Consider the following 18,539-nt stretch of genomic DNA (forward strand, 5'->3'; position numbering starts at 1 on the left):
ATCGGCCGGGCTCGCGGCGGTGCGGCTGGCCCGCCACTCCCGGGCCAGTTGCGCGTAGATCACCTCGTCGGCCCATTCGCCCTTGACGAACTCGTTCTCCCGCAGGTGCGCCTCGCGTCGCATCCCCAGCCGCTCCAGCACTCGCGCCGACGCCGTGTTGCGGGCGTCCAGCCGACCGACGATGCGATGCAGGTCGAACTGCTCGAAGCCGAGCGCCAGCATCGCCGCCGCGGCCTCGGTGGCATAGCCGTGCCCGCGGCACTCGGGGTGCAGCAGGTAGCCGATCTCGCCCTGCCGGTGCTCCGGGCTGACCCAGGCCAAGAGCACGTCACCGACCAACCGCCCGGTACGCCGCTCCACCGCCGCCAGTTGGATCGCGTCGCCCTGGTCGCGCAGGACGGTCCGCTCCTGCCGCCGGACCAGCACCTCTCGCGTGCCGTCAAGATCCGCCGATGCCTCGGTGTAGAGGTAGCGGTGCAGGGCGGGGTCGGCGAAGTAGGCGTGCAGGTCGGCGAGATCCGACGGCTGGAACGGCCGCAGGTCCAACCGTTCGGTCCGCAGCGGGAGGTCGGGCGTCAACATCAGGGCAGGCTACCGCCCACCCGTCGGCCCGTGCCCGACGGCGGCGGGTGACGGGATGGCATCCTCACCTGGTGACCACCGACGACTGGCGGCGGCCGGGCCCCACTGGCGAGCAGCAGCGGCTGGACCTCTACGCCGGGCTGGCCGCGACGGTTCTGGCCCTGCTCAGTCTCACGCTGGCCCGCAGCACCGGGGCGTTCCTGCTCGGGCCACCGCCGTCCGGCTTCGAACAGCTCCTCTGGACCGTCGCGGTACCCCTGCCGCTGATCTGGCGGCGGCGTTTCCCGTCCGCCACCGCGCTGGTCGTGTCGGCCGCGTTCATCGGTTCGCAGGTCCGCGCCGTCCCCGAGTGGCAGCTCTCCGGGTGGGCGTTGTTCGCCGCCATCTACACCCTCGGCGCCTGGGGCCGGGACCGCCGGCTGTCCCGGCGGCTGCGGATCGGCATCATTGCCGCCATGTTCGGCTGGCTCGCGATCGCTTATGCGATCAACTACGACGTCATCACCGCGGAGACCTTCGCGGGGGCGGTCGGGCCGGTGCCGCCGGTGCTCGCCGCGATCGTCACCGGTCTCCTGGTCAACGGGCTGTACTTCGCGTTCGCGTACTTCTTCGGGGAGATCGCCTGGGTGGCCGCCCGACGCCAGCACGAGTTGGCCGAGCAGGCCGAGCGGCTGCGCCGCTCGCAGGCCGAGATCCGGGAGCACGCCGTGGTCAGTGAGCGGGTCCGCATCGCCCGCGAGCTGCACGACGTGGTCGCCCACCACGTGTCGGTGATGGGGGTGCAGGCGTCGGCCTGCCGCCGGGTCTTCGACAAGGACCCGGCGAAGGCCCGGACCGCGCTGACCGCGATCGAGGAGTCCGCCCGTACCGCCGTGGACGAGCTGCGCCGAATGCTCGGCGTGCTGCGCGCCCGCGACGGTGACCCGGAGCGCGCCGAGCAGCCCGCCGGGGTCGACCAGATCGCCGCCGTGGTGGACCGGGCGCGCGAGGCCGGGCTGCGGGCGACCCTCGGGGTGTACGGCGAACCGACGCCGCTGCCCGAGTCGGTCTCCCAGGCCGCGTACCGGGTGGTGCAGGAGGCGGTGACGAACGTGCTGAAGCACGCCACCGGCGCGACCCTGATCGACGTGCGGATCCGCTATCTGGCGCGGGAGATGGAGGTCGAGGTGACCGACGACGGCCGGGCCGCCGGCCCGGCGAACGCCGACGGGCTGGGGCTGATCGGAATGCGGGAACGGACCGCGACCCACGGCGGTGAGCTCGAGGTCGGCCCACGTACCGGCGGCGGCTGGCGGGTACGGGCCCGCTTCCCGCTGCCGGTCCCGTCGGGACGGCCGGCATGAGCGCGGTCACCCCGGACGACGCCGTGGCCGGGGCCGGTCGGCCGATCCGGGTGCTGCTCGCCGACGACCAGCATCTGGTGCGTACCGGCTTCCGGGTCATCCTCGAAGTGGAGGACGACATCGAGGTGGTGGGCGAGGCCGCGGACGGCGAACGGGCGGTCGGCATGGCCCGGGCACTGCGCCCGGACGTGGTGCTGATGGACGTGGAGATGCCCGGGGTCGACGGCCTGGAAGCCACCCGGCGGATCAGCGCGGACACGGACAGCCCGGGCGGGCCGGCGGTGCTGATCCTCACCACCTTCGACCGGGACGACTACCTGTTCGCCGCGCTGCGCGCCGGGGCCAGCGGCTTCCTGCTCAAGAACGGCACACCGGAGGCGCTGGTCGAGGCGATCCGGGTGCTGGCCCGCGGCGACGGTCTGCTCGCCCCCGAGCTCACCCGGCGGGTGATCGCCACCTTCGCCCGTCCGGGCGGTCCCGGCGTCGGTGCGAGCACGCCGGAGGTGGCACTGCGCGACCTCACGCCCCGGGAACGGGAGGTGCTGGTCCTTCTCGCCGGGGGTGCCAGCAACGCCGAGATCGCCGGCGCCCTGCACCTCGGCGAGGCGACCGTGAAGTCACACGTCAGCCGGGTGCTGGCCAAGCTGGGCCTGCGCGACCGGGTGCAGGCGGTGGTCTTCGCGTACGAACACGGGGTGGTCCGCCCCGGCGGGTGAGCGACCTCCGCCGCGAGATGGAGGCGCGATCTCCGTCGGCGTGGGGACGGCAGCCGATGATCGTCCACCTAGCGTTTACGCCGTGACCAGTGTGCTCCGCCTCGACGGTGTCGACCGCAGCTTCGGCGACCGTCAGGTACTCAAGAACGTTTCCTTCGACGTCGCCGCCGGCCGGATGACCGGCTTCGTCGGCGGCAACGGTGCCGGCAAGACCACCACCATGCGGATCATCCTCGGCGTCCTCGCCGCCGACGCGGGCCAGGTGACGTGGCGGGGGGCGCCACTGAGCCGGGAGGTCCGGGGGCGTTTCGGCTACATGCCCGAGGAGCGCGGCCTCTACCCGAAGATGAGCGTCCGCGAGCAGGTGGTCTACCTGGGCCGGTTGCACGGGCTGACCGCCGAGGGCGCCCGACGCGCCACCGAAACGCTGCTGGAGCGGGTCGGGCTCGGCGAGCGCGGCGACGACCTGCTGGAGACGCTGTCGCTGGGCAACCAGCAGCGGGCCCAGATCGCCGCCGCGCTGGTGCACGAGCCCGAGGTGCTGGTGCTCGACGAACCCTTCTCCGGCCTGGACCCGCTGGCCGTGGACACCGTCGTCGCCGTGCTGCGCGAGCGGGCCGCCGCCGGTGCCCCGGTGCTCTTCTCCAGCCACCAGCTGGACGTCGTCGAACGGCTCTGCGACGACCTGGTGATCATCGCGGACGGCGCGATCCGCGCCGCCGGCAGCCGGGAGGAGCTGCGCGCGACGTACACCACGCCCCGCTACGAGCTGGTGGTGGAGACCGACGCCGGCTGGCTGCGGGACCAGCCCGCAGTGAGCCTGGTCGACCTCGACGGCGCCCGCGCCGTGTTCGACCTCGCGCCCGGCGCGGACGAGCAGCCCGTGCTGCGTGCGGCGCTGGACCGTGGCCCGGTGCGCGCGTTCCGCCCGGTCAGCCCGTCCCTCGCCGAGATCTTCCGAGAGGTCAGCCAGTGAACGCTTTCGAGGCCACCCGCCTGGTCGCCGCCCGGGAGATCCGGGTCAAGCTGCGCGACCGTACCTTCCTGATCAGCACGCTGATCTTCTTCCTGATCGCCGCGGCGGCGACCTTCCTGCCGCCGCTGCTGGCCGGCGGGCCGCCCAACGTGGCGGCGACCGAGGCGGTGGCCGGTCCGCTGCGCGGGGCGGGCCTTCAGGTGCGTACGGTCCCCGACGACGCCGCCGCCGAGCAGGCGGTCCGCGACGGCGAGGTGGACGCCGCGGTCGTCGCCGGCCCGACCGTGCTCGCCATGACCGAGGCTCCTCGCGAGGTGATCTCCGCGCTGAGCAGTGCACCTCTGGTCCAGCTGCTGGATCCCGACGCGACGGATTCGACGCTGGCGTTCATCGTGGCGTTCGCCTTCGCCTTCGTCTTCTTCCTCACCTCGCAGACCTTCGGCGTGCAGATCGCGCAGAGCATCATCGAGGAGAAGCAGACCCGGATCGTGGAGATCCTCGTCGCCGCGGTGCCGGTCCGGGCGCTGCTGGCCGGCAAGATGATCGCCGGCACGCTCCTGGCGCTCGGTCAGATCGGGCTGGTAGCCCTGGTCGCGGTGGCCGGCGTGGCGTTCGGCGGCGACAACGGGCTGCTCTCCCTGCTCGCCCCGGCGATCGGCTGGTTCATCCCGTTCTTCCTGCTCGGCTTCGTGCTGATCGCGGCCATGTGGGCGGCGGCCGGCGCGCTGGTCAACCGGCTGGAGGACATCGGCGGCGTGTCGATGCCGGTGCAGCTCGCGGTGATGCTGCCCTTCTTCGCGGTGATCTTCCTCAACGACAACGTAGTTGGCATGCGGGTGCTGTCCTACCTGCCGTTCTCCTCGCCGACGGCGATGCCGATCCGGCTGTTCACCGGGGACGCCGCCGCCTGGGAGTTGTTCGCCTCGCTGGCGTTGCTGCTGGTGGCGGCAGTCGGGTTCCTGCTCGCCGGAGCCCGCGTCTACGAGGGGTCGTTGCTGCGCACCAACGGCCGTACCTCCCTCCGCACCGCCTGGCGCGAGCGCGGCTGAGCCTTGCCTGTCTTTGCTTGATCGTCTGCGCTTCAGTGCCTCGACACGCCGCTGTCCTGGTCACTGAAGTGCAGACGATCACAGGTGCGGCGGGACCGCTGCCCAGCCGGCAGGCAGGCGCGGGGTCGACCAGACCGGGTCGGGCTGCCAGGCCGCCCAGGACTCGTCCCACCAGCGCTCACCCGCGTCCAGCAGCGCAGCGATCCGGTCGCCCTCGGCGCGGATCGCCTCCCCCATCCCCGGGTAGCGCCCCTCCACCAGCCGCTGGGCGAAGATCTCCACATCCTTGAAGACGTACCGGTCGGCGTCCGCCGCCCACCACAGGTCCAGCTCATGATCGAGGGTGTCCACCCCGATGGGCGTACGCCGGAACGGGTCCTGGAGATTGAAGTACCAGCCGGCGAAGGCGCGCTGCGGGCCGGACCAGAACACGTCGACCGAGTGCGCCTCCCCGGGGCGCTGAAGCATCAGCTTGCCGTGCCCGCTCCAGGCGGTGTGCCCCGCCGTCTGCCACGGGTGTCGCCCACACGGGAAGCTGCCGGTGTCGGGAAAGCCGAACTCGGCGCCCGGCGGCAGGTAGAGCGCGAGCAGATCGGGCGAATCCTCGACGCAGATCGTCGGGCAGCCGAACCACACCTCGCCGCGCAGGATCTCCCGCCGGACCACCACGTCACCTGGCGCGAAGCGACCTTGGGCCGGTTTCGGGGTCACTCCCCCGCCAACGCGGGCCGGTGCTCCCTGATCCACGCCTCCACATCCGACTTCCGCCACACCTTGCCCATGGCCAGTACGGCCAGGGGTTCGGGAAAGTTCCGCTGGTTGGCGATGACGGAGGCACGCTGCCGGGAGACGTTGCCCAACATCTCCCTGATCTCCGACACACCCACCAGTTCCATAGGTTGACAATGGCAGCGCCGACCCCACTCGACTGCGACAACGGCACAGTCTATTGACATGGACAACGGACTACGACGACACTTGGCGGTGACCTGGCAACCGTCGAATACTGGGCGGTCACCTACCCGTACGGCAGGCCGCTGACGACGTCCGGCTGCACCGTGCTCCGCTTCGACGCCGACGGCCTGGTCACCGAGTCCCGCGACTACTCCCATGCCGAGGAGGGCCACCTCCCCCCACCCTCCACTCTTTTCCCCTGACCGCATACCCGGACCCCACTCCCCCTCTGCTCCCGCGAGCATGCGCTTCTGGTCGCCGTAACGCCTCTTTTGCACCACTTACCTCGACCGAAACTGCAAGTCACCCGGTCTCTTTGGGACGCCTCGCAGGCGTGACGACCCGGCTGCGTCCCACTCCTAGCAGGCAATCTTGGGCACTTCCTACCCCTATGGGGGCCTTCCGGGTCCAAGATCTGCTGAAGCGGGGTGACCTTCGGGATATATCGGGCGAGGCGGGTTCGTTCTACCAGTCAGATCGGCGGTCTCTGTCCAACAAGAAACGCCTCCCGAACGAGAAGATGCCCGGGAGGCGTTTCACGTTACCGATCGTCAGCCGACCGCCTCCATGATCTCGTCGCTGACGTCGAAGTTGGCGTAGACGTTCTGCACGTCGTCGCAATCCTCCAGGACGTCGATCAGCTTGAAGACCTTGCGGGCGCCCTCCTCGTCCAGCGGCACATTGACGCTGGGGATCAGCGAGGACTCGGCCGACTCGTACTCGATGCCGGCGTCCTGCAGCGCGGTCCGCACGGCGATCAGGTCACCCGGCTCGGAGACCACCTCGAACGCCTCGTCCAGGTCGTTGACCTCCTCGGCGCCCGCGTCCAGGACCGCCAGCATCACGTCGTCCTCGGTGGTGCCCGCCTTCGGCACGATCACCACACCCTTGCGAGCGAACAGGTACGACACCGAGCCGGCGTCGGCGAACGAGCCGCCGTTGCGGGTCAGCGCGGTGCGCACCTCGGTGGCGGCGCGGTTGCGGTTGTCAGTCAGGCACTCGATCAGCAACGCGACGCCGTTCGGGCCGTACCCCTCATACATGATCGTCTGGTAGTCGGCGCCGCCGGCCTCCAGGCCGGAGCCGCGTTTGACCGCGCGGTCGATGTTGTCGTTGGGGACCGAGTTCTTCTTGGCCTTCTGGATGGCGTCGTAGAGCGTCGGGTTGCCGGCCGGGTCACCGCCGCCGGTCCGCGCCGCGACCTCCACGTTCTTGATCAGCTTGGCGAACATCTTGCCGCGCTTGGCGTCGATGACCGCCTTCTTGTGCTTGGTCGTCGCCCACTTTGAGTGGCCGGCCATCTGTTACCTCCGTTGCTACCCGCCGTCTGCATCGACCGCACCTCGCCCGCCCCGCTTCGCACCGGCGCACACGGTGGTGCCGGTCAGCTCTGGTGGAAGCCGTGGCGGCCAGATGGCCCTGCCGAATCTCGACAATCCTATCGAGGTGCGGCGGGTGACCATCACCCGCCGCACACCACCCGCCACAGCAATCACTACAGAACGGCCTGTAACGGACGAAGGCTATTCCCCCATGCCGTACGACCCCAGCACGGTGAACTCCGAGACGTCCCGCTGCTCGCAGCTCTCCTCCAAGGCGGCCCGGTAGCTCCGGAACGACTCCAGTGTCGCCAGCGGCCCCGGTAGTTCCGGCCCCATCGCCACGTCGACGAAGCTGTGCTCGTCGTCGAGCCGCAGCGTCAGGTAACGGAACCCGGGCGGTCCGAGCCGGGCCAGTTCATCGTGCACCGCACCGAGCAGGGAGAGGTGCTCGTCGAGCCGGTCCGGGCGGACCCGATACCTGATCAGGATCGTCTCCATGCTCACGCCACCGCAACCACGTCGCGGACGGCGTCGAGGAGGTCGGTGAGCAGCGCGATCACCGCTGCGGCCCGGTCCTCCCCGGGCGCGATCCGCGCCACGGCCATCGGGTCGGACAGGTCCTCGCCCGGCCACTCGAAGTCGACGAAAAGCCCCAGCTCAACGTGATCGTTCACGACCCTCGCCCCCACCTCGGTGAGGATGTCCCGCAGGTGTCCGGCCGCCCGGTCGCCGCCGCGTACGCCATAGCTGAGCACTCCGGCGGGCTTGCCGCGCCACTCGGCGTCCAGGTAGTCGATGCCGTTTTTGAGGACCGCGGGAATCGAGTGGTTGTATTCCGGCGTGACGAAGACGAAGGCGTCGCACGCCGCCACCACCGCCGACCAGCGGCGGGTGTGCTCGTGCCGGTAGTCGCCGAACCGCGCCGGGACCGGTTCGTCGAGCAGCGGCAGGCGGTGCTCCGCGAGGTCGATCAGCTTGATCGTCACCTCACCGGCCCGTAGCGCCGGGTGCTGGGCCATCATCTCGGTCACCCAGCCCGCCACCGCCAGCCCCCGTCGGCCCGGACGGCTGCTGCCCACGATCACGCCGATGACGAAAGGTTGTTGCTCTCTCATGAGTCCACCTCACCGGCGGACCGGTGTTCCGGGAAGGCCGGCGGAAGGGTAGCCCTGGCGGGGCCACGCTTGCCTGCGGTCGGTCGCGGCAGACTGGGAGGCGTGATGGATGGAGAGTTGGGCGCGTTCCTGCGCAGCCGGCGAGAGGCCCTGCGGCCCGAGCAGGTGGGGCTGCCCGCCGGCCCCCGACGTCGTACGCCGGGGCTGCGCCGGGCGGAGGTCGCGACGCTGGCGCAGGTCAGCGTGGAGTACCTGACCCGGCTCGAACAGGGCCGCGACAATCGTCCCTCAGCGGAAATCCTCGCCGCGTTGGCCAACGCGCTGCGTCTCGATCACGCCGACCGGCGGCACCTGCAACAACTGGCGTCGGTCGACCACCACCGGCAGTTGTGTACGGGACGGCGTCCGGCGGTCTCGCGTACCGTCCGCCCCGAGATCCGCAGTCTTCTGGACGCGCTGCGGGACCGGCCCGCGTACCTGCTCAACCGGATCGGTGACGTGCTGGCCTGGAACGGTCCGTTCGACCGGCTGACCCGCCCGCTCGGGCTGCTCGACGGCGACGGCCCCAATCTGGTGTGGTTCGTCTTCGCCGACGGACGCGCCCGGGAGCACTTTCCCGACTGGGCGGAGCTGGCCGACCAGCAGGTCGCCGAGCTGCACCGGCTGCGCCAGGGCGACCCGGCCACGGATGCCTTCGCCGAACGGCTCGGCCGCACCGTGGGGACCGCGTTCACCTCGCGGTGGCAGCGCCGCCCGGTCGCGGCCCCGCCCAGCGTCGTGCGCCGGTTGCGGCATCCGGAGGTCGGCCTGCTGCGCCTGGCGTACGAGACCCTGGAACTCCCCGACGACCAGCAGCGACTGGTCGTCGGCCTACCCGCGGACGCCCCCACCACAGCGGCCCTGGCCCGCCTCCTGGCCCCCCACCTCCGCACCCTCCGCCCCCTCCGCCCCCCTCGCCAGCTGACCCCGTTGATCATGAAGTTGTTGTCCTGACACGCCGGATCGGGTGACAACAACTTCATGGTCAACGGAAGGGTGACCGTGAGGGCGGGTCAGGCGGTGGTGTGAACGAGGTGGGTGAAGTAGTGGTGCAGGCGTCGGTCGTGGGTGAGTTCCGGGTGGAAGGAGGTGGCCAGGAGGTTGTTCTGGCGTACGGCGACGATGCGGCCGGCGGCCGGGCCCTCGGTGATGGTGCCCAGCACCTCGACGTCGGGGCCGACCCGCTCCACCCAGGGGGCGCGGATGAAGACGGCGTGCAGTGGTCCACCGTCGATCCCGCTGATCTCCACCGGCGCCTCGAACGAGTCGACCTGCCGGCCGAACGCGTTGCGTCGGACGGTCATCGCGATGCCGTCGAAGCCGCGCTGGTCCGGCCGGCCGTCGAGGACCTCGGCGGCGAGCATGATCAAGCCGGCGCAGGAGCCGTAGACCGGCATGCCGGCGGCGATCCGCTTGTCGATCGGTTCGCGCAACTCGAAAATGTCGACCAGCTTGCTGATCGTGGTGGACTCCCCACCCGGGATGACCAGGCCGTCGACCGCGTCCAACTCCGCCGGGCGGCGCACCGGGCGGGCCTGGGCGCCCACCGCGGCCAGCGCGGCGAGATGTTCGCGGACGTCGCCCTGCAGGGCGAGCACACCGATCACGGGTGCCGTCATTCGCCCTCCTTCCCGGGCGCCACCGCTCACCGCGTCGCCCGCGCCGGGCTTCCCGAGTGTTAAGAAGGGGCCCTTCCTCTACCGCAGGCGTTAATAAGGGCCCCTTCCTTACACATCACCAGCCGCGGTCGGCGAGGCGGTGGGGGACGGGGATGTCGTCGACGTTGATGCCGACCATCGCCTCGCCGAGGCCGCGGGAGACCTTGGCCAGCACGTCCGGGTCGTCGTGGAAGGTGGTCGCCTTGACGATCGCGGCGGCCCGCTGCGCCGGGTTGCCGGACTTGAAGATGCCGGAGCCGACGAAGACGCCCTCCGCGCCGAGCTGCATCATCATCGCCGCGTCGGCCGGGGTGGCGATGCCACCGGCGGTGAACAGCACCACCGGCAGTTTGCCGGTCTCGGCAACCTCCTTGACCAGCTCGTACGGCGCCTGAAGCTCCTTGGCCGCGACGAACAGCTCGTCGGCCGGCAGCGACGCCAGCCGGCGGATCTCCTGGCGGATCTTCCGCATGTGGCCGGTGGCGTTGGAGACGTCACCGGTGCCGGCCTCGCCCTTGGAGCGGATCATGGCCGCGCCCTCGGTGATCCGGCGCAGCGCCTCGCCCAGGTTGGTCGCCCCGCAGACGAACGGGACGGTGAAGGCCCACTTGTCGATGTGGTTGGCGTAGTCGGCCGGGGTGAGCACCTCGGACTCGTCCACGTAGTCGACGCCGAGGGCCTGGAGGATCTGCGCCTCGACGAAGTGACCGATGCGGGCCTTGGCCATCACCGGAATGGAGACCGCGTTGATGATGCCGTCGATCATGTCGGGGTCACTCATCCGGGACACCCCGCCCTGGGCGCGGATGTCGGCCGGCACCCGCTCCAGCGCCATCACCGCGACCGCGCCGGCATCCTCAGCGATCTTGGCCTGCTCGGCGGTGACCACATCCATGATCACACCGCCCTTGAGCATCTCGGCCATGCCCCGCTTCACGCGGGCGGTGCCGACGACCGGGGTGACGCCGGCGTTCGGGGAAGTCGTCTCGGACACGGGACATTCTCCTCGGGCTGTTCGGGACGGGCAGCGACATGCTACGTCCGGCCGGCCGCCGTGCCGACAGCCAATCGGACCCGCGGTGGCCTGCCCTGTGGCCGCCGTCACCGAGGGCGACGAGCGCCGAGGATCACCTGGTGGTGGCGTCCACGGTCGGCACGGAGAGAGTGGGGTCGTCGATGTCGAAGTAGCGCGGCCAGGTGTGCCGCCGCCCCATCCGCAGCAGGCGCACCAGCGGTCGGCCACGGGCCGTGCGCGCGTCCCGGACCAGGTCGGTGTGCACCTGTCGGGCCAGGGCCAGGCGCCGGCTGGCGGCGATCACCGCCTCGCAGTCGGGGTCGGTGGGGTCCAGCTCGACCGTGCGCAGCTGGCGGGTCAGGTCGTTCTCGGCGGCTTCCCGCTCCTCCGGCCGCGCGTCGAGCGCGATGCGCGCCGCCGCATACAGCTCGACGCCGTAGCGGCGTTCGGCCAGCACCGCCGCCGCGGCGGCCCGGCGCAGCAGGTGGGCGTCCAGGGCGCGGGCGGCGAGCTGCGCGCGGGCCTGGAGCCGTTCGACCCGGCCGGCCGTCCAGATCAGGTACGCCGCGACCAGGGCGACAAGCACCGTCGCGCCCACCACCCACCACATGCTCGGCATCGTAGTGCTGCTCACGTTCCTCCCGGTCAGTCCGGCCCCACCCACTCCTGGTCGATCACCCGCCCATCGGTCGCCTCGATCGCCGCTGCGTATACCTCCAGAACCCGGCGGGCAACCACGGGCCAGTCGAAATTTGCCACCACCTGGTTACCGCAGGCGGTCAACTCCGCCCGCTGGTCCGGATCGTCCAGTAGTTCGGCGATTGTCTGCCGGAGCGCCACCGCGTCACCGGTGGGAAACAACCGGCCGGCCCGGCCGCCGTCGAGCACCCGGCGGAAGGCGTCGAGATCGCTGGCGACCACGGTGGTGCCGGCGGCCAGCGCCTCGGTGAGAATCATGCCGAACGACTCGCCACCGGTGTTCGGCGCGACATACAGGTGCACGCTGCGCAGCATGCGCGCCTTCTCCTGTTCGGGTACCAACCCGAGAAAGGTGACGCGGTCGCGCAGGTCGGCCGGAAACCGGTCGAACAGGTCATCGGGGTCACCGGGGCCGGCCACGAGCAGACGCAGCCCGGGGCGCTGCCGGGCAAGCTCGACGAAGGCGTCGCGCAGGATCGGGAACCCCTTGCGGGGCTCGGTGAACCGGCCCAGGAAACCGAGGGTTCCGCCGCTGCCCGTACCCACCTCGCCCGGCCAGCCGGGCAGCGGCTCGACGCCGGCGAACTTGGCCACCGCGACCCCGTTGGGGATCTCCACCGCGCCGCCGTCCAGATGCTCGACCTGCACCTTGCGGGCCAGCGCGCTCACCGCGATCCGCGCGGTGATCCGCTCCAGCACGATCTGGAGTACGCCCTGTGCGGCGGCGAGCACCCGGGAGCGGGTCATCGCGGTGTGGAAGGTGGCCACCACCGGCCCCCGGGCGGAGAGCACGGCAAGCATGGACAGGCTCAGCGCCAGCGGCTCGTGCACGTGCAGCACGTCGAAGTCGCCCCGGGTGATCCACCGGCGTACCCGGGCGGTGGAGACGGGGCCGAACGCGATCCGGGCCACCGAGCCGTTGTACGGCAGCGGCACCGACCGGCCGGCCGGCACCACGTACGGCGGAAGCGGCGAGTCCTCGTCCGCGGGGGCGAGCACGCTCACCTCGTGTCCGAGCCCGATCAGCGCCTCGGCGAGGTCCATGACGTGGTTCTGCACCCCGCCGGGTACGTCGAAGGAGTACGGGCAGACGATGCCGATCCGCATTGCGCCCGTCCCCTCAGTCCAGCCACATCCGCTGCAACATGTGCCAGTCTTGCGGATGCCGGGCGATGCCCGCCGCGAGACCGTCGGCGATCCGCTGGGTCAGCGACCGGACCCGCGCGTCCAGCGCGCCCTCCTGCGGCCCCGGCACCGGCAGCGGGCCCTCGATCGAGGCGCAGGCCGCATCCGGTTCGTACCACATCGACGCCACGTACAGCGGCGCGCCGGTGCGCAGCGCGAGCAGGGCCGGGCCGGCCGGCATCCGGGTCCGGCCGCCGAAGAACTGCACCTCGACGCCACGGGCGGACAGGTCCCGGTCGGCGAGCAGCGGCACCACCGCCCCGGCGGTCAGCCGTTCGGTGAGCACCTCGAGCGGCGGCCGATCACCACCGGTGGCGGGCAGGATCTCCATGCCCAGGCTCTTCCGGAACGCCACGAACCGCTCGTAGACGCCCTCCGGCTTGAGCCGTTCCATGACCGTGGACAACGGCCACTCGTTGGCCACCACCCACGCACCGGCCATGTCCCAGTTGCCGGCGTGCGGCAACGCCACCACCGCGCCCCGGCCGGCCGCCACGTCGGCGGCGAGCAGTTCGGCGCCGTCCAGCCGGAACCCGGCGAGGATCTGGTCGCGGCTCAGCGCGGGCAGCCGGAACGCCTCCATCCAATACCGGGCGTACGACCGCAGGCCCCGGCGGACCAGTTCGTCGAGTTCGGCTTCGGGCAGTTCCGGGCCGACTACCCGACGCAGGTTGGCTCGCAGCCGGGTGGCGCCGGCCCCCCGTCGGCGGTGCGCCCGGTCCGCCACGGCGGTGAACGCCGCCGCGGCTACCGGGCGGGGCAGCGTGCGGATCACCCGCCAACCGGCGGCGAAGCCGAGTTCGGTGAGGTTCACGGGCAGGTACCGCTCACCTGGGGCCCCCCGGCACGTCGACCTGCCGGGCCTGCCGATGGACGTGCCGTATCCGCTGCCCCACCGTGAACAGCGACACCGCCGCGAGCAACCACAGCGCGATCGGCAGCGCCGGCCCGAGCCCGAGTCCGGCGAGCAGCCCGCCGACGCCGACGATCAGCAGCCGTTCGGTGCGTTCGGCGATACCGACGTTGCAGCTCATGCCGAGCCCTTCGGCACGGGCCTTGACGTAGGAGACGAGCCCGCCCGCGGCCAGGCAGATCAGCGCGGCGGCCATGCCCGCGCGATCGCCCTCGGTGGCCAGGTAGAACGCGACCGCGCCGAACACCGCGCTGTCGGCGACCCGATCCATGCTGGAGTCGAGGAAGGCGCCGAACCGGGTGGATCCGCCGCTCATCCGGGCCATCGTCCCGTCGAGCAGGTCGGTGAGCGCGAAGACCGTCACGATCAACGCTCCGGCGACCAGGTGGCCGCGGGCGCCGAAGCCGAGCGCACCGACGAGCACCCCGAGGGTGCCCGCGACGGTGACCGTGTTGGGGGACACGCCCGCGCGCAGCAGGCGGCGGGCGATCGGCTCCACGACACGGGTCATCCCCGCGCGAGCCGACACTTGGAAGATCTTCGCCATGGCGGTCCCACGATATCGGTCGGCACCTGCTCCGGCGACAGCGCCGGTCCGAGCGGGGAGGGTTGTGTCGGTCCGTCATCGGGTGTGAGATCGAGCCAGGCGGGTGACGCGAATCACCCGACCGCCAGTTGATCGCCCGGTTCGAAGCGAAGCACCGGAGGATGTCGCCGCAGCACCTGCCCGGGCCACGTCCCGTCGCGCGCGGCGGTCGCCACCCACCCACCACCGGCTGAGGAGGTGCGCCGATGGCGCAGAAGAATCAGGACAGGGGGGTCACCGGTGTACCGGCGGTGACCGATCCCGCGAGGATCCGCAATGTCGTGCTCGTCGGGCACTCGGGGGCAGGTAAGACCACCATGGTCGAGGCGCTGCTGGCGGCGACCGGCACGATCGCCCGGGCCGGCTCGGTGACCGAGGGCACCACGGTCTGCGACCATGACCCGGCGGCCGTACGCCAGCAGCGCTCGGTGTCGCTGGCCTGCGCTCCGCTGCAGCACGACGGCTTCAAGGTCAACCTGCTGGACACTCCCGGTTACGCCGATTTCGTCGGGGAGCTACGCGCCGGCCTGCGCGCCGCGGACGCCGCGTTGTTCGTGGTTTCCGCCGTTGACGGGATGGACGCCGCCACCGCCGCGCTATGGGAGGAGTGTGCCGCGGTCGACATGCCCCGGGCGGTCGCGGTCTCCCGGCTGGATCATCCGCGCGCCGACTTCGACGAGGCGGTGGCGCTGTGCCAGCGGGTCTTCGGCGACAACGTGCTCCCGCTCTACCTGCCCATGCTCGGCGACGACGGGGTGTCCACCGTCGGCCTGCTCGGGCTGATCACCCGGCGGGTGTTCGACTACACCGACGGCCTGCCGCCGCAGGTCCGCGAACCCGACCCGGAGCATCTGCCGGCCATCGTCGAGTCCCGCAACGAGCTGATCGAGGGGATCATCGCCGAGAGCGAGGACGAGACGCTGATGGACCGGTACCTCGGTGGCGAGGAGCTCGACGCCGACCTTCTCATCGAGGACCTGGAGAAGGCCGTCGCCCGAGGGCACTTCCACCCGGTGGTGCCGGTCTGCGCGGCGACCGGGGTCGGGCTGGACGCGCTGCTGGAGGTGCTCACCGCCGGTTTCCCGGCACCGCCGGAGCACGCGCTGCCCGCAGTCACCGGGGTGGAAGGTACGCCCCGCCCACCGCTGACCTGCGACCCGGCCGGGCCGCTGGTCGCCGAGGTGGTGAAAACCACCATCGACCGGCACGTCGGGCGGGTCTGCGTGGTCCGCGTCTTCTCCGGCACGCTGCGCCCCGACCAGACGGTGCACATCTCCGGGCACGGACTGGCCGAGCGCGGCCATCCCGACCACGACGCCGACGAGCGGATCGCCCACCTGTACAGCCCGCTGGGCGCCACCCTGCGGGAGGTCGGCGTCGCGGTGGCCGGCGACATCTGCGCGATCACCAAGTCCGGCAGCGCGGAGACCGGCGACACCATCTCCGCCAAGGACGACCCGCTGCTGATCGCCCCGTGGGAGATGCCGGAGCCGCTGCTGCCGGTGGCGATCGTGGCGAAGTCCCGCGCGGACGAGGACGCCCTGGCCCGCAACCTGGCCCGGTTGGTGGCCGGCGACCCGACGATGCGGTTGGAGCGCAACCCGGAAACCCACCAGCTGGTGCTCTGGTGCATGGGTGAGGCCCACGCCGACGTGGTCCTGGACCGGCTGCGCGCCGGCGGCGTGGAGCTGGACACCGAGCCGGTGAAGGTGGCGCTGCGGGAGACCCTGACCGTGCCGACGCGGGGCCACGGCCGGCACGTCAAGCAGTCCGGCGGGCACGGCCAGTACGCCGTCTGCGACATCGAGGTGGAGCCGCTGCCGCGCGGCGCCGGCTTCGAGTTCGTCGACCGGGTCGTCGGCGGCGCGGTCCCGCACAACTACATCCCGTCGGTGGAGAAGGGGGTACGCGCCCAGATGGAGCGCGGCCTGGTCGCCGGCCATCCGGTGGTGGACCTGCGGGTGACCCTGGTCGACGGCAAGGCGCACAGCGTGGACTCCTCCGACGCGGCGTTCCAGACCGCCGGGGCGCTGGCCCTGCGCGACGCCGCCGAGCGGGGGCAGCCGACGCTGCTGGAGCCGATCGACGAGGTGACCGTGCGGGTGCCCGACGGCAACGTGGGCGCGGTGATGGGCGACCTGTCCGGCCGGCGTGGCCGGGTGCTCGGCACCGAGCCCGATCCGCGCTCCGAGGGCCGCACACTGGTCCGCGCCGAGGTGCCCGCCCTGGAACTGCTGCGCTACGCCGTCGAGCTCCGCGCGATGACCGCCGGCGCGGGCACCTTCCGCCGTCACTTCGTCCGCCACGAGCCGCTCCCCGGTCACCTGGCCGACCAGATCGTCAAGTCCGGCAGCTGAGCGCCGCGAGAGTCGGGGGCGAGACTGCCCGACACCGCTCAGGGGCGGGCGGTGGGAAGCATGGGACTGGGCCAGTACGGTCGATCGACCTCGCGCAGGGCGGCGGCGCGCAGGGCGGCGAGCTGCCGCTCCACCTCGGCGAAGTGGTCGGGGCGCAGCGGCCCGAGGGCCAGCGCGGCGGCGTTCTCCTCCACCTGGTCGACGCTGCGGCAGCCGGGAATCGGGATCGCGCGCCCGCTGCGGGCCCAGATCCAGCCCAGGGCGCCCTGGGCCAGAGTACGCCCGTCGGCGGTCAGTGCCGCCCGGACGGCCTGCACCCGGCGCAGCCACTCCGGGGCGGGCCGGCCACCGCGGAACCACTCCAGCCAGCCGGAGGTGATGCCCCGCACGTCGTCGTAGGGCAGGGTCGAGGCGGGGTGGTACTTGCCGGTGAGCAGCCCCATGCCGAGCGGGCCGCAGCTGATGCTGGCCAGGTCGTACTTCTCGCACAGGTTGAGCAGATCCGGGGCGTCGCGCAGCACCGACAGGCTGTGCTGCACGGCGGTGGCGCGCGGGGCGTCCTGGCCGAAGGCGGCGGCCCGGTCGGCCCGGTCGGTGCTCCAGCCGTACGCCCGGATCAGGCCGTCGGCCACCAGTTCCTCGAGGGTGCCGACGAGCGCCTGCGCCCGGGAGACCGGCAGGTCGGCCAGGTGCAGCTGGTAGAGGTCGATCCGGTCGGTGCCGAGACGACGCAGCGAGTCCCGCACGGCCCGGCGCAGGTACGCCGGTGAGGCGTCCGCCCCGGTGGCCTGCCGGGTCCGCTCGTCGAACGTGTAGCCCCACTTGGTGGCGATGACCGCCTCGTCACGCCGGCCCGCCAGCGCCCGCCCGAGGACGCGTTCGCCGTGCCCGGCCCCGTACGTGTCGGCGGTGTCGAAGAGGGTGACGCCGAGGTCGAGCGCCCGGCGGATCGTACGGGCGGACTCCTCGTCGTCGACGGCGCCCCAGCCCAGCGGGGTCTGTCTCTCCGCCCACGGGCCGGCGATCGCCCAGCACCCCATGCCCAGGGCACTCACCTCGATGCCGCTGCGGCCCAGGGTCCGCGTCGACTGCGCCATCGGCGCATCGTGCCATGTCGCCGGCCGGGTGTGGCAGAGATCCATCACGATCATCCGTACGGGTCGCCCGGCCCGCCGGATCACCGGCGAACCTGCCCGTTTTCGCAGCGGTACCGGCCAGGCCGTGCCGTCGCAGCTCAGGGCCGTTGGTGCACGCCCGGAGGATCCGCGCTCCCCCCATGACCCCTGAATGCAGTATTCACACAGCCCAACGGCAGCCCAGGGTAGGGGCGCGGGAGACTTTGCTCTGCTTCAACGGACGCAACGGTTTTGACGGCAGACCCTTGCGCCGGTTGAAGCAGAGCAAAGGGACGCAAGGGGGTCGGTGCCCGCCGGCACGGCACGCCGATTCGCCCGCACGGCAACGGCAGACCCGCCGGCCGGGCAGCTCAGTCGGGCCAGGCGCGGACGAGCAGATCGCGGGTGTCGACGAGCAGTTGCGGGAGGACCTTGGTGCGTCCGATCACGGGCATGAAGTTGGCGTCGCCGCCCCACCGGGGCACCACGTGCTGGTGCAGGTGGGCGGCGATGCCGGCGCCGGCCACCCCGCCCTGGTTCATCCCCAGGTTGAAGCCGTGCGCGTTGCTGACCTTGCGGATCACCCGCATGGCGGTCTGGGTGAACGACGCCAGCTCGGCGGTCTCGGGCCCGTCCAGGTCGGTGTAGTCGGCCACGTGCCGGTAGGGGCAGACCAGCAGGTGACCCGGGTTGTACGGGTACAGGTTGAGCACCACGAAGACGTGCCCGCCCCGCGCGACCACCAGGCTCTCCTCCGGCGATCGGTGCGGGGCCAGGCAGAACGGGCACCCGGACGGTTTGTCGTAGCCGCCCTCGGGCCGGTCCTCACCGGAGATGTACGTCATCCGGTGGGGCGTCCAGAGCCGGTCCAGCCCGTCGGTCATGTCCCTGTCGGTGTGCCCCTGCGCCCCAGTC

Annotated in this window: 20 protein-coding genes; 6 read left to right on the plus strand and 14 right to left on the minus strand. The window is 71.8% G+C overall.

Annotation, left to right across the window (positions count from 1 at the left end):
- The coding region (locus tag Vqi01_RS15785; protein WP_204035554.1) for a GNAT family N-acetyltransferase at window positions 1-582 on the minus strand (582 nt) is incomplete at its 3' end.
- A 71-nt stretch (window positions 583-653) separates the two neighbouring features.
- Between Vqi01_RS15785 and Vqi01_RS15790 the strand changes: the two genes are divergently transcribed.
- The 4 genes from Vqi01_RS15790 (at window position 654) to Vqi01_RS15805 (ending at window position 4,666) form a co-directional block, all read left to right on the plus strand.
- Window positions 654-1,925 carry a sensor histidine kinase gene (locus tag Vqi01_RS15790; protein WP_239098424.1) on the plus strand — a complete coding sequence of 424 codons (1,272 nt, stop codon included), beginning with the start codon at window positions 654-656 and terminating at the stop codon, window positions 1,923-1,925.
- A complete protein-coding gene (locus tag Vqi01_RS15795; RefSeq protein ID WP_204035555.1) occupies window positions 1,922-2,641 on the plus strand; it encodes a response regulator in 720 nt (239 codons plus the stop codon). Before Vqi01_RS15790 ends, Vqi01_RS15795 begins: the two co-directional genes overlap by 4 nt.
- Window positions 2,642-2,723: 82 nt before the next feature.
- Window positions 2,724-3,617: an ABC transporter ATP-binding protein gene (locus Vqi01_RS15800; RefSeq protein WP_204035556.1), complete on the plus strand. Its 894-nt coding sequence runs from the start codon at window positions 2,724-2,726 to the stop codon at window positions 3,615-3,617.
- Window positions 3,614-4,666, plus strand: coding sequence for an ABC transporter permease (locus Vqi01_RS15805; protein ID WP_204035557.1), 1,053 nt, complete (start codon window positions 3,614-3,616; stop codon window positions 4,664-4,666). The genes Vqi01_RS15800 and Vqi01_RS15805 overlap by 4 nt, the downstream gene beginning before the upstream one ends.
- Window positions 4,667-4,744: 78 nt before the next feature.
- On the opposite strand, the gene Vqi01_RS15810 is transcribed toward Vqi01_RS15805, so the two are convergent.
- The 5 genes from Vqi01_RS15810 to Vqi01_RS15830 form a co-directional block, all read right to left on the minus strand.
- Window positions 4,745-5,332 carry a ribonuclease FAU-1 family protein gene (locus tag Vqi01_RS15810; protein WP_239098425.1) on the minus strand — a complete coding sequence of 196 codons (588 nt, stop codon included), beginning with the start codon at window positions 5,330-5,332 and terminating at the stop codon, window positions 4,745-4,747.
- Window positions 5,333-5,373: 41 nt separating this feature from the next.
- Window positions 5,374-5,562 carry a hypothetical protein gene (locus tag Vqi01_RS15815; protein ID WP_204035558.1) on the minus strand — a complete coding sequence of 63 codons (189 nt, stop codon included), beginning with the start codon at window positions 5,560-5,562 and terminating at the stop codon, window positions 5,374-5,376.
- A gap of 609 nt (window positions 5,563-6,171) precedes the next feature.
- Window positions 6,172-6,921, minus strand: a complete 750-nt coding sequence (locus Vqi01_RS15820) for a YebC/PmpR family DNA-binding transcriptional regulator (RefSeq protein ID WP_204035559.1) — start codon at window positions 6,919-6,921, stop codon at window positions 6,172-6,174.
- 222 nt (window positions 6,922-7,143) lie between these two features.
- Window positions 7,144-7,440: a hypothetical protein gene (locus tag Vqi01_RS15825; protein ID WP_204035560.1), complete on the minus strand. Its 297-nt coding sequence runs from the start codon at window positions 7,438-7,440 to the stop codon at window positions 7,144-7,146.
- Between the two features lie 2 nt (window positions 7,441-7,442).
- Window positions 7,443-8,057, minus strand: a complete 615-nt coding sequence (locus Vqi01_RS15830) for an NADPH-dependent FMN reductase (RefSeq protein ID WP_204035561.1) — start codon at window positions 8,055-8,057, stop codon at window positions 7,443-7,445.
- 105 nt (window positions 8,058-8,162) lie between these two features.
- On the opposite strand from Vqi01_RS15830, the gene Vqi01_RS15835 reads away from it, so the two are divergent.
- A complete protein-coding gene (locus Vqi01_RS15835; RefSeq protein ID WP_239098429.1) occupies window positions 8,163-9,050 on the plus strand; it encodes a helix-turn-helix transcriptional regulator in 888 nt (295 codons plus the stop codon).
- 59 nt (window positions 9,051-9,109) lie between these two features.
- On the opposite strand, the gene pdxT is transcribed toward Vqi01_RS15835, so the two are convergent.
- From pdxT to pgsA, 6 genes are all read right to left on the minus strand, one after another.
- The gene (gene pdxT, locus Vqi01_RS15840; RefSeq protein ID WP_204035563.1) at window positions 9,110-9,715 is read right to left on the minus strand and encodes a pyridoxal 5'-phosphate synthase glutaminase subunit PdxT; all 606 of its coding nucleotides are present in this window, start codon (window positions 9,713-9,715) and stop codon (window positions 9,110-9,112) included.
- Between the two features lie 115 nt (window positions 9,716-9,830).
- Window positions 9,831-10,748 (minus strand): pyridoxal 5'-phosphate synthase lyase subunit PdxS, encoded by a 918-nt coding sequence (gene pdxS / locus Vqi01_RS15845; protein ID WP_204035564.1) that lies wholly within the window; start codon window positions 10,746-10,748, stop codon window positions 9,831-9,833.
- A 133-nt stretch (window positions 10,749-10,881) separates the two neighbouring features.
- Window positions 10,882-11,379 (minus strand): hypothetical protein, encoded by a 498-nt coding sequence (locus tag Vqi01_RS15850; protein ID WP_204035626.1) that lies wholly within the window; start codon window positions 11,377-11,379, stop codon window positions 10,882-10,884.
- A gap of 35 nt (window positions 11,380-11,414) precedes the next feature.
- Window positions 11,415-12,575: a glycosyltransferase family 4 protein gene (locus Vqi01_RS15855; RefSeq protein WP_204035565.1), complete on the minus strand. Its 1,161-nt coding sequence runs from the start codon at window positions 12,573-12,575 to the stop codon at window positions 11,415-11,417.
- Window positions 12,576-12,588: 13 nt separating this feature from the next.
- Window positions 12,589-13,467: a phosphatidylinositol mannoside acyltransferase gene (locus Vqi01_RS15860; protein WP_204035566.1), complete on the minus strand. Its 879-nt coding sequence runs from the start codon at window positions 13,465-13,467 to the stop codon at window positions 12,589-12,591.
- Between the two features lie 13 nt (window positions 13,468-13,480).
- A complete protein-coding gene (gene pgsA / locus Vqi01_RS15865; protein WP_204035567.1) occupies window positions 13,481-14,113 on the minus strand; it encodes a phosphatidylinositol phosphate synthase in 633 nt (210 codons plus the stop codon).
- 245 nt (window positions 14,114-14,358) lie between these two features.
- Here pgsA and Vqi01_RS15870 point away from each other — a divergent pair, with 245 nt between their 5' ends.
- Window positions 14,359-16,509, plus strand: a complete 2,151-nt coding sequence (locus Vqi01_RS15870; RefSeq protein WP_204035568.1) for an elongation factor G-like protein EF-G2 — start codon at window positions 14,359-14,361, stop codon at window positions 16,507-16,509.
- Window positions 16,510-16,547: 38 nt separating this feature from the next.
- On the opposite strand, the gene Vqi01_RS15875 is transcribed toward Vqi01_RS15870, so the two are convergent.
- Complete coding sequence (locus Vqi01_RS15875) at window positions 16,548-17,606, minus strand: aldo/keto reductase (RefSeq protein WP_204035569.1); 1,059 nt, start codon at window positions 17,604-17,606, stop codon at window positions 16,548-16,550.
- A gap of 389 nt (window positions 17,607-17,995) precedes the next feature.
- Window positions 17,996-18,508 carry an HIT family protein gene (locus tag Vqi01_RS15880; protein WP_204035627.1) on the minus strand — a complete coding sequence of 171 codons (513 nt, stop codon included), beginning with the start codon at window positions 18,506-18,508 and terminating at the stop codon, window positions 17,996-17,998.
- Window positions 18,509-18,539: the final 31 nt, after the last annotated feature.

Source organism: Micromonospora qiuiae, from assembly GCF_016863555.1.
GTDB classification, from domain to species: Bacteria; Actinomycetota; Actinomycetes; order Mycobacteriales; family Micromonosporaceae; genus Micromonospora; species Micromonospora qiuiae.

Bases quoted from the DNA above. Each gene is read 5' to 3' on its own strand.
- Vqi01_RS15835 (WP_239098429.1), top strand. From the start codon at position 8,163: ATGGATGGAGAGTTGGGCGCGTTCCTGCGCAGCCGGCGAGAGGCCCTG.
- Vqi01_RS15795 (WP_204035555.1), top strand. From the start codon at position 1,922: ATGAGCGCGGTCACCCCGGACGACGCCGTGGCCGGGGCCGGTCGGCCG.
- pdxT (WP_204035563.1), bottom strand. From the start codon at position 9,715: ATGACGGCACCCGTGATCGGTGTGCTCGCCCTGCAGGGCGACGTCCGC.
- Vqi01_RS15815 (WP_204035558.1), bottom strand. From the start codon at position 5,562: ATGGAACTGGTGGGTGTGTCGGAGATCAGGGAGATGTTGGGCAACGTC.
- Vqi01_RS15855 (WP_204035565.1), bottom strand. From the start codon at position 12,575: ATGCGGATCGGCATCGTCTGCCCGTACTCCTTCGACGTACCCGGCGGG.
- Vqi01_RS15825 (WP_204035560.1), bottom strand. From the start codon at position 7,440: ATGGAGACGATCCTGATCAGGTATCGGGTCCGCCCGGACCGGCTCGAC.
- pgsA (WP_204035567.1), bottom strand. From the start codon at position 14,113: ATGGCGAAGATCTTCCAAGTGTCGGCTCGCGCGGGGATGACCCGTGTC.
- Vqi01_RS15880 (WP_204035627.1), bottom strand. From the start codon at position 18,508: ATGACCGACGGGCTGGACCGGCTCTGGACGCCCCACCGGATGACGTAC.
- Vqi01_RS15830 (WP_204035561.1), bottom strand. From the start codon at position 8,057: ATGAGAGAGCAACAACCTTTCGTCATCGGCGTGATCGTGGGCAGCAGC.
- Vqi01_RS15820 (WP_204035559.1), bottom strand. From the start codon at position 6,921: ATGGCCGGCCACTCAAAGTGGGCGACGACCAAGCACAAGAAGGCGGTC.
- Vqi01_RS15870 (WP_204035568.1), top strand. From the start codon at position 14,359: ATGGCGCAGAAGAATCAGGACAGGGGGGTCACCGGTGTACCGGCGGTG.
- Vqi01_RS15850 (WP_204035626.1), bottom strand. From the start codon at position 11,379: ATGTGGTGGGTGGTGGGCGCGACGGTGCTTGTCGCCCTGGTCGCGGCG.
- Vqi01_RS15875 (WP_204035569.1), bottom strand. From the start codon at position 17,606: ATGGCGCAGTCGACGCGGACCCTGGGCCGCAGCGGCATCGAGGTGAGT.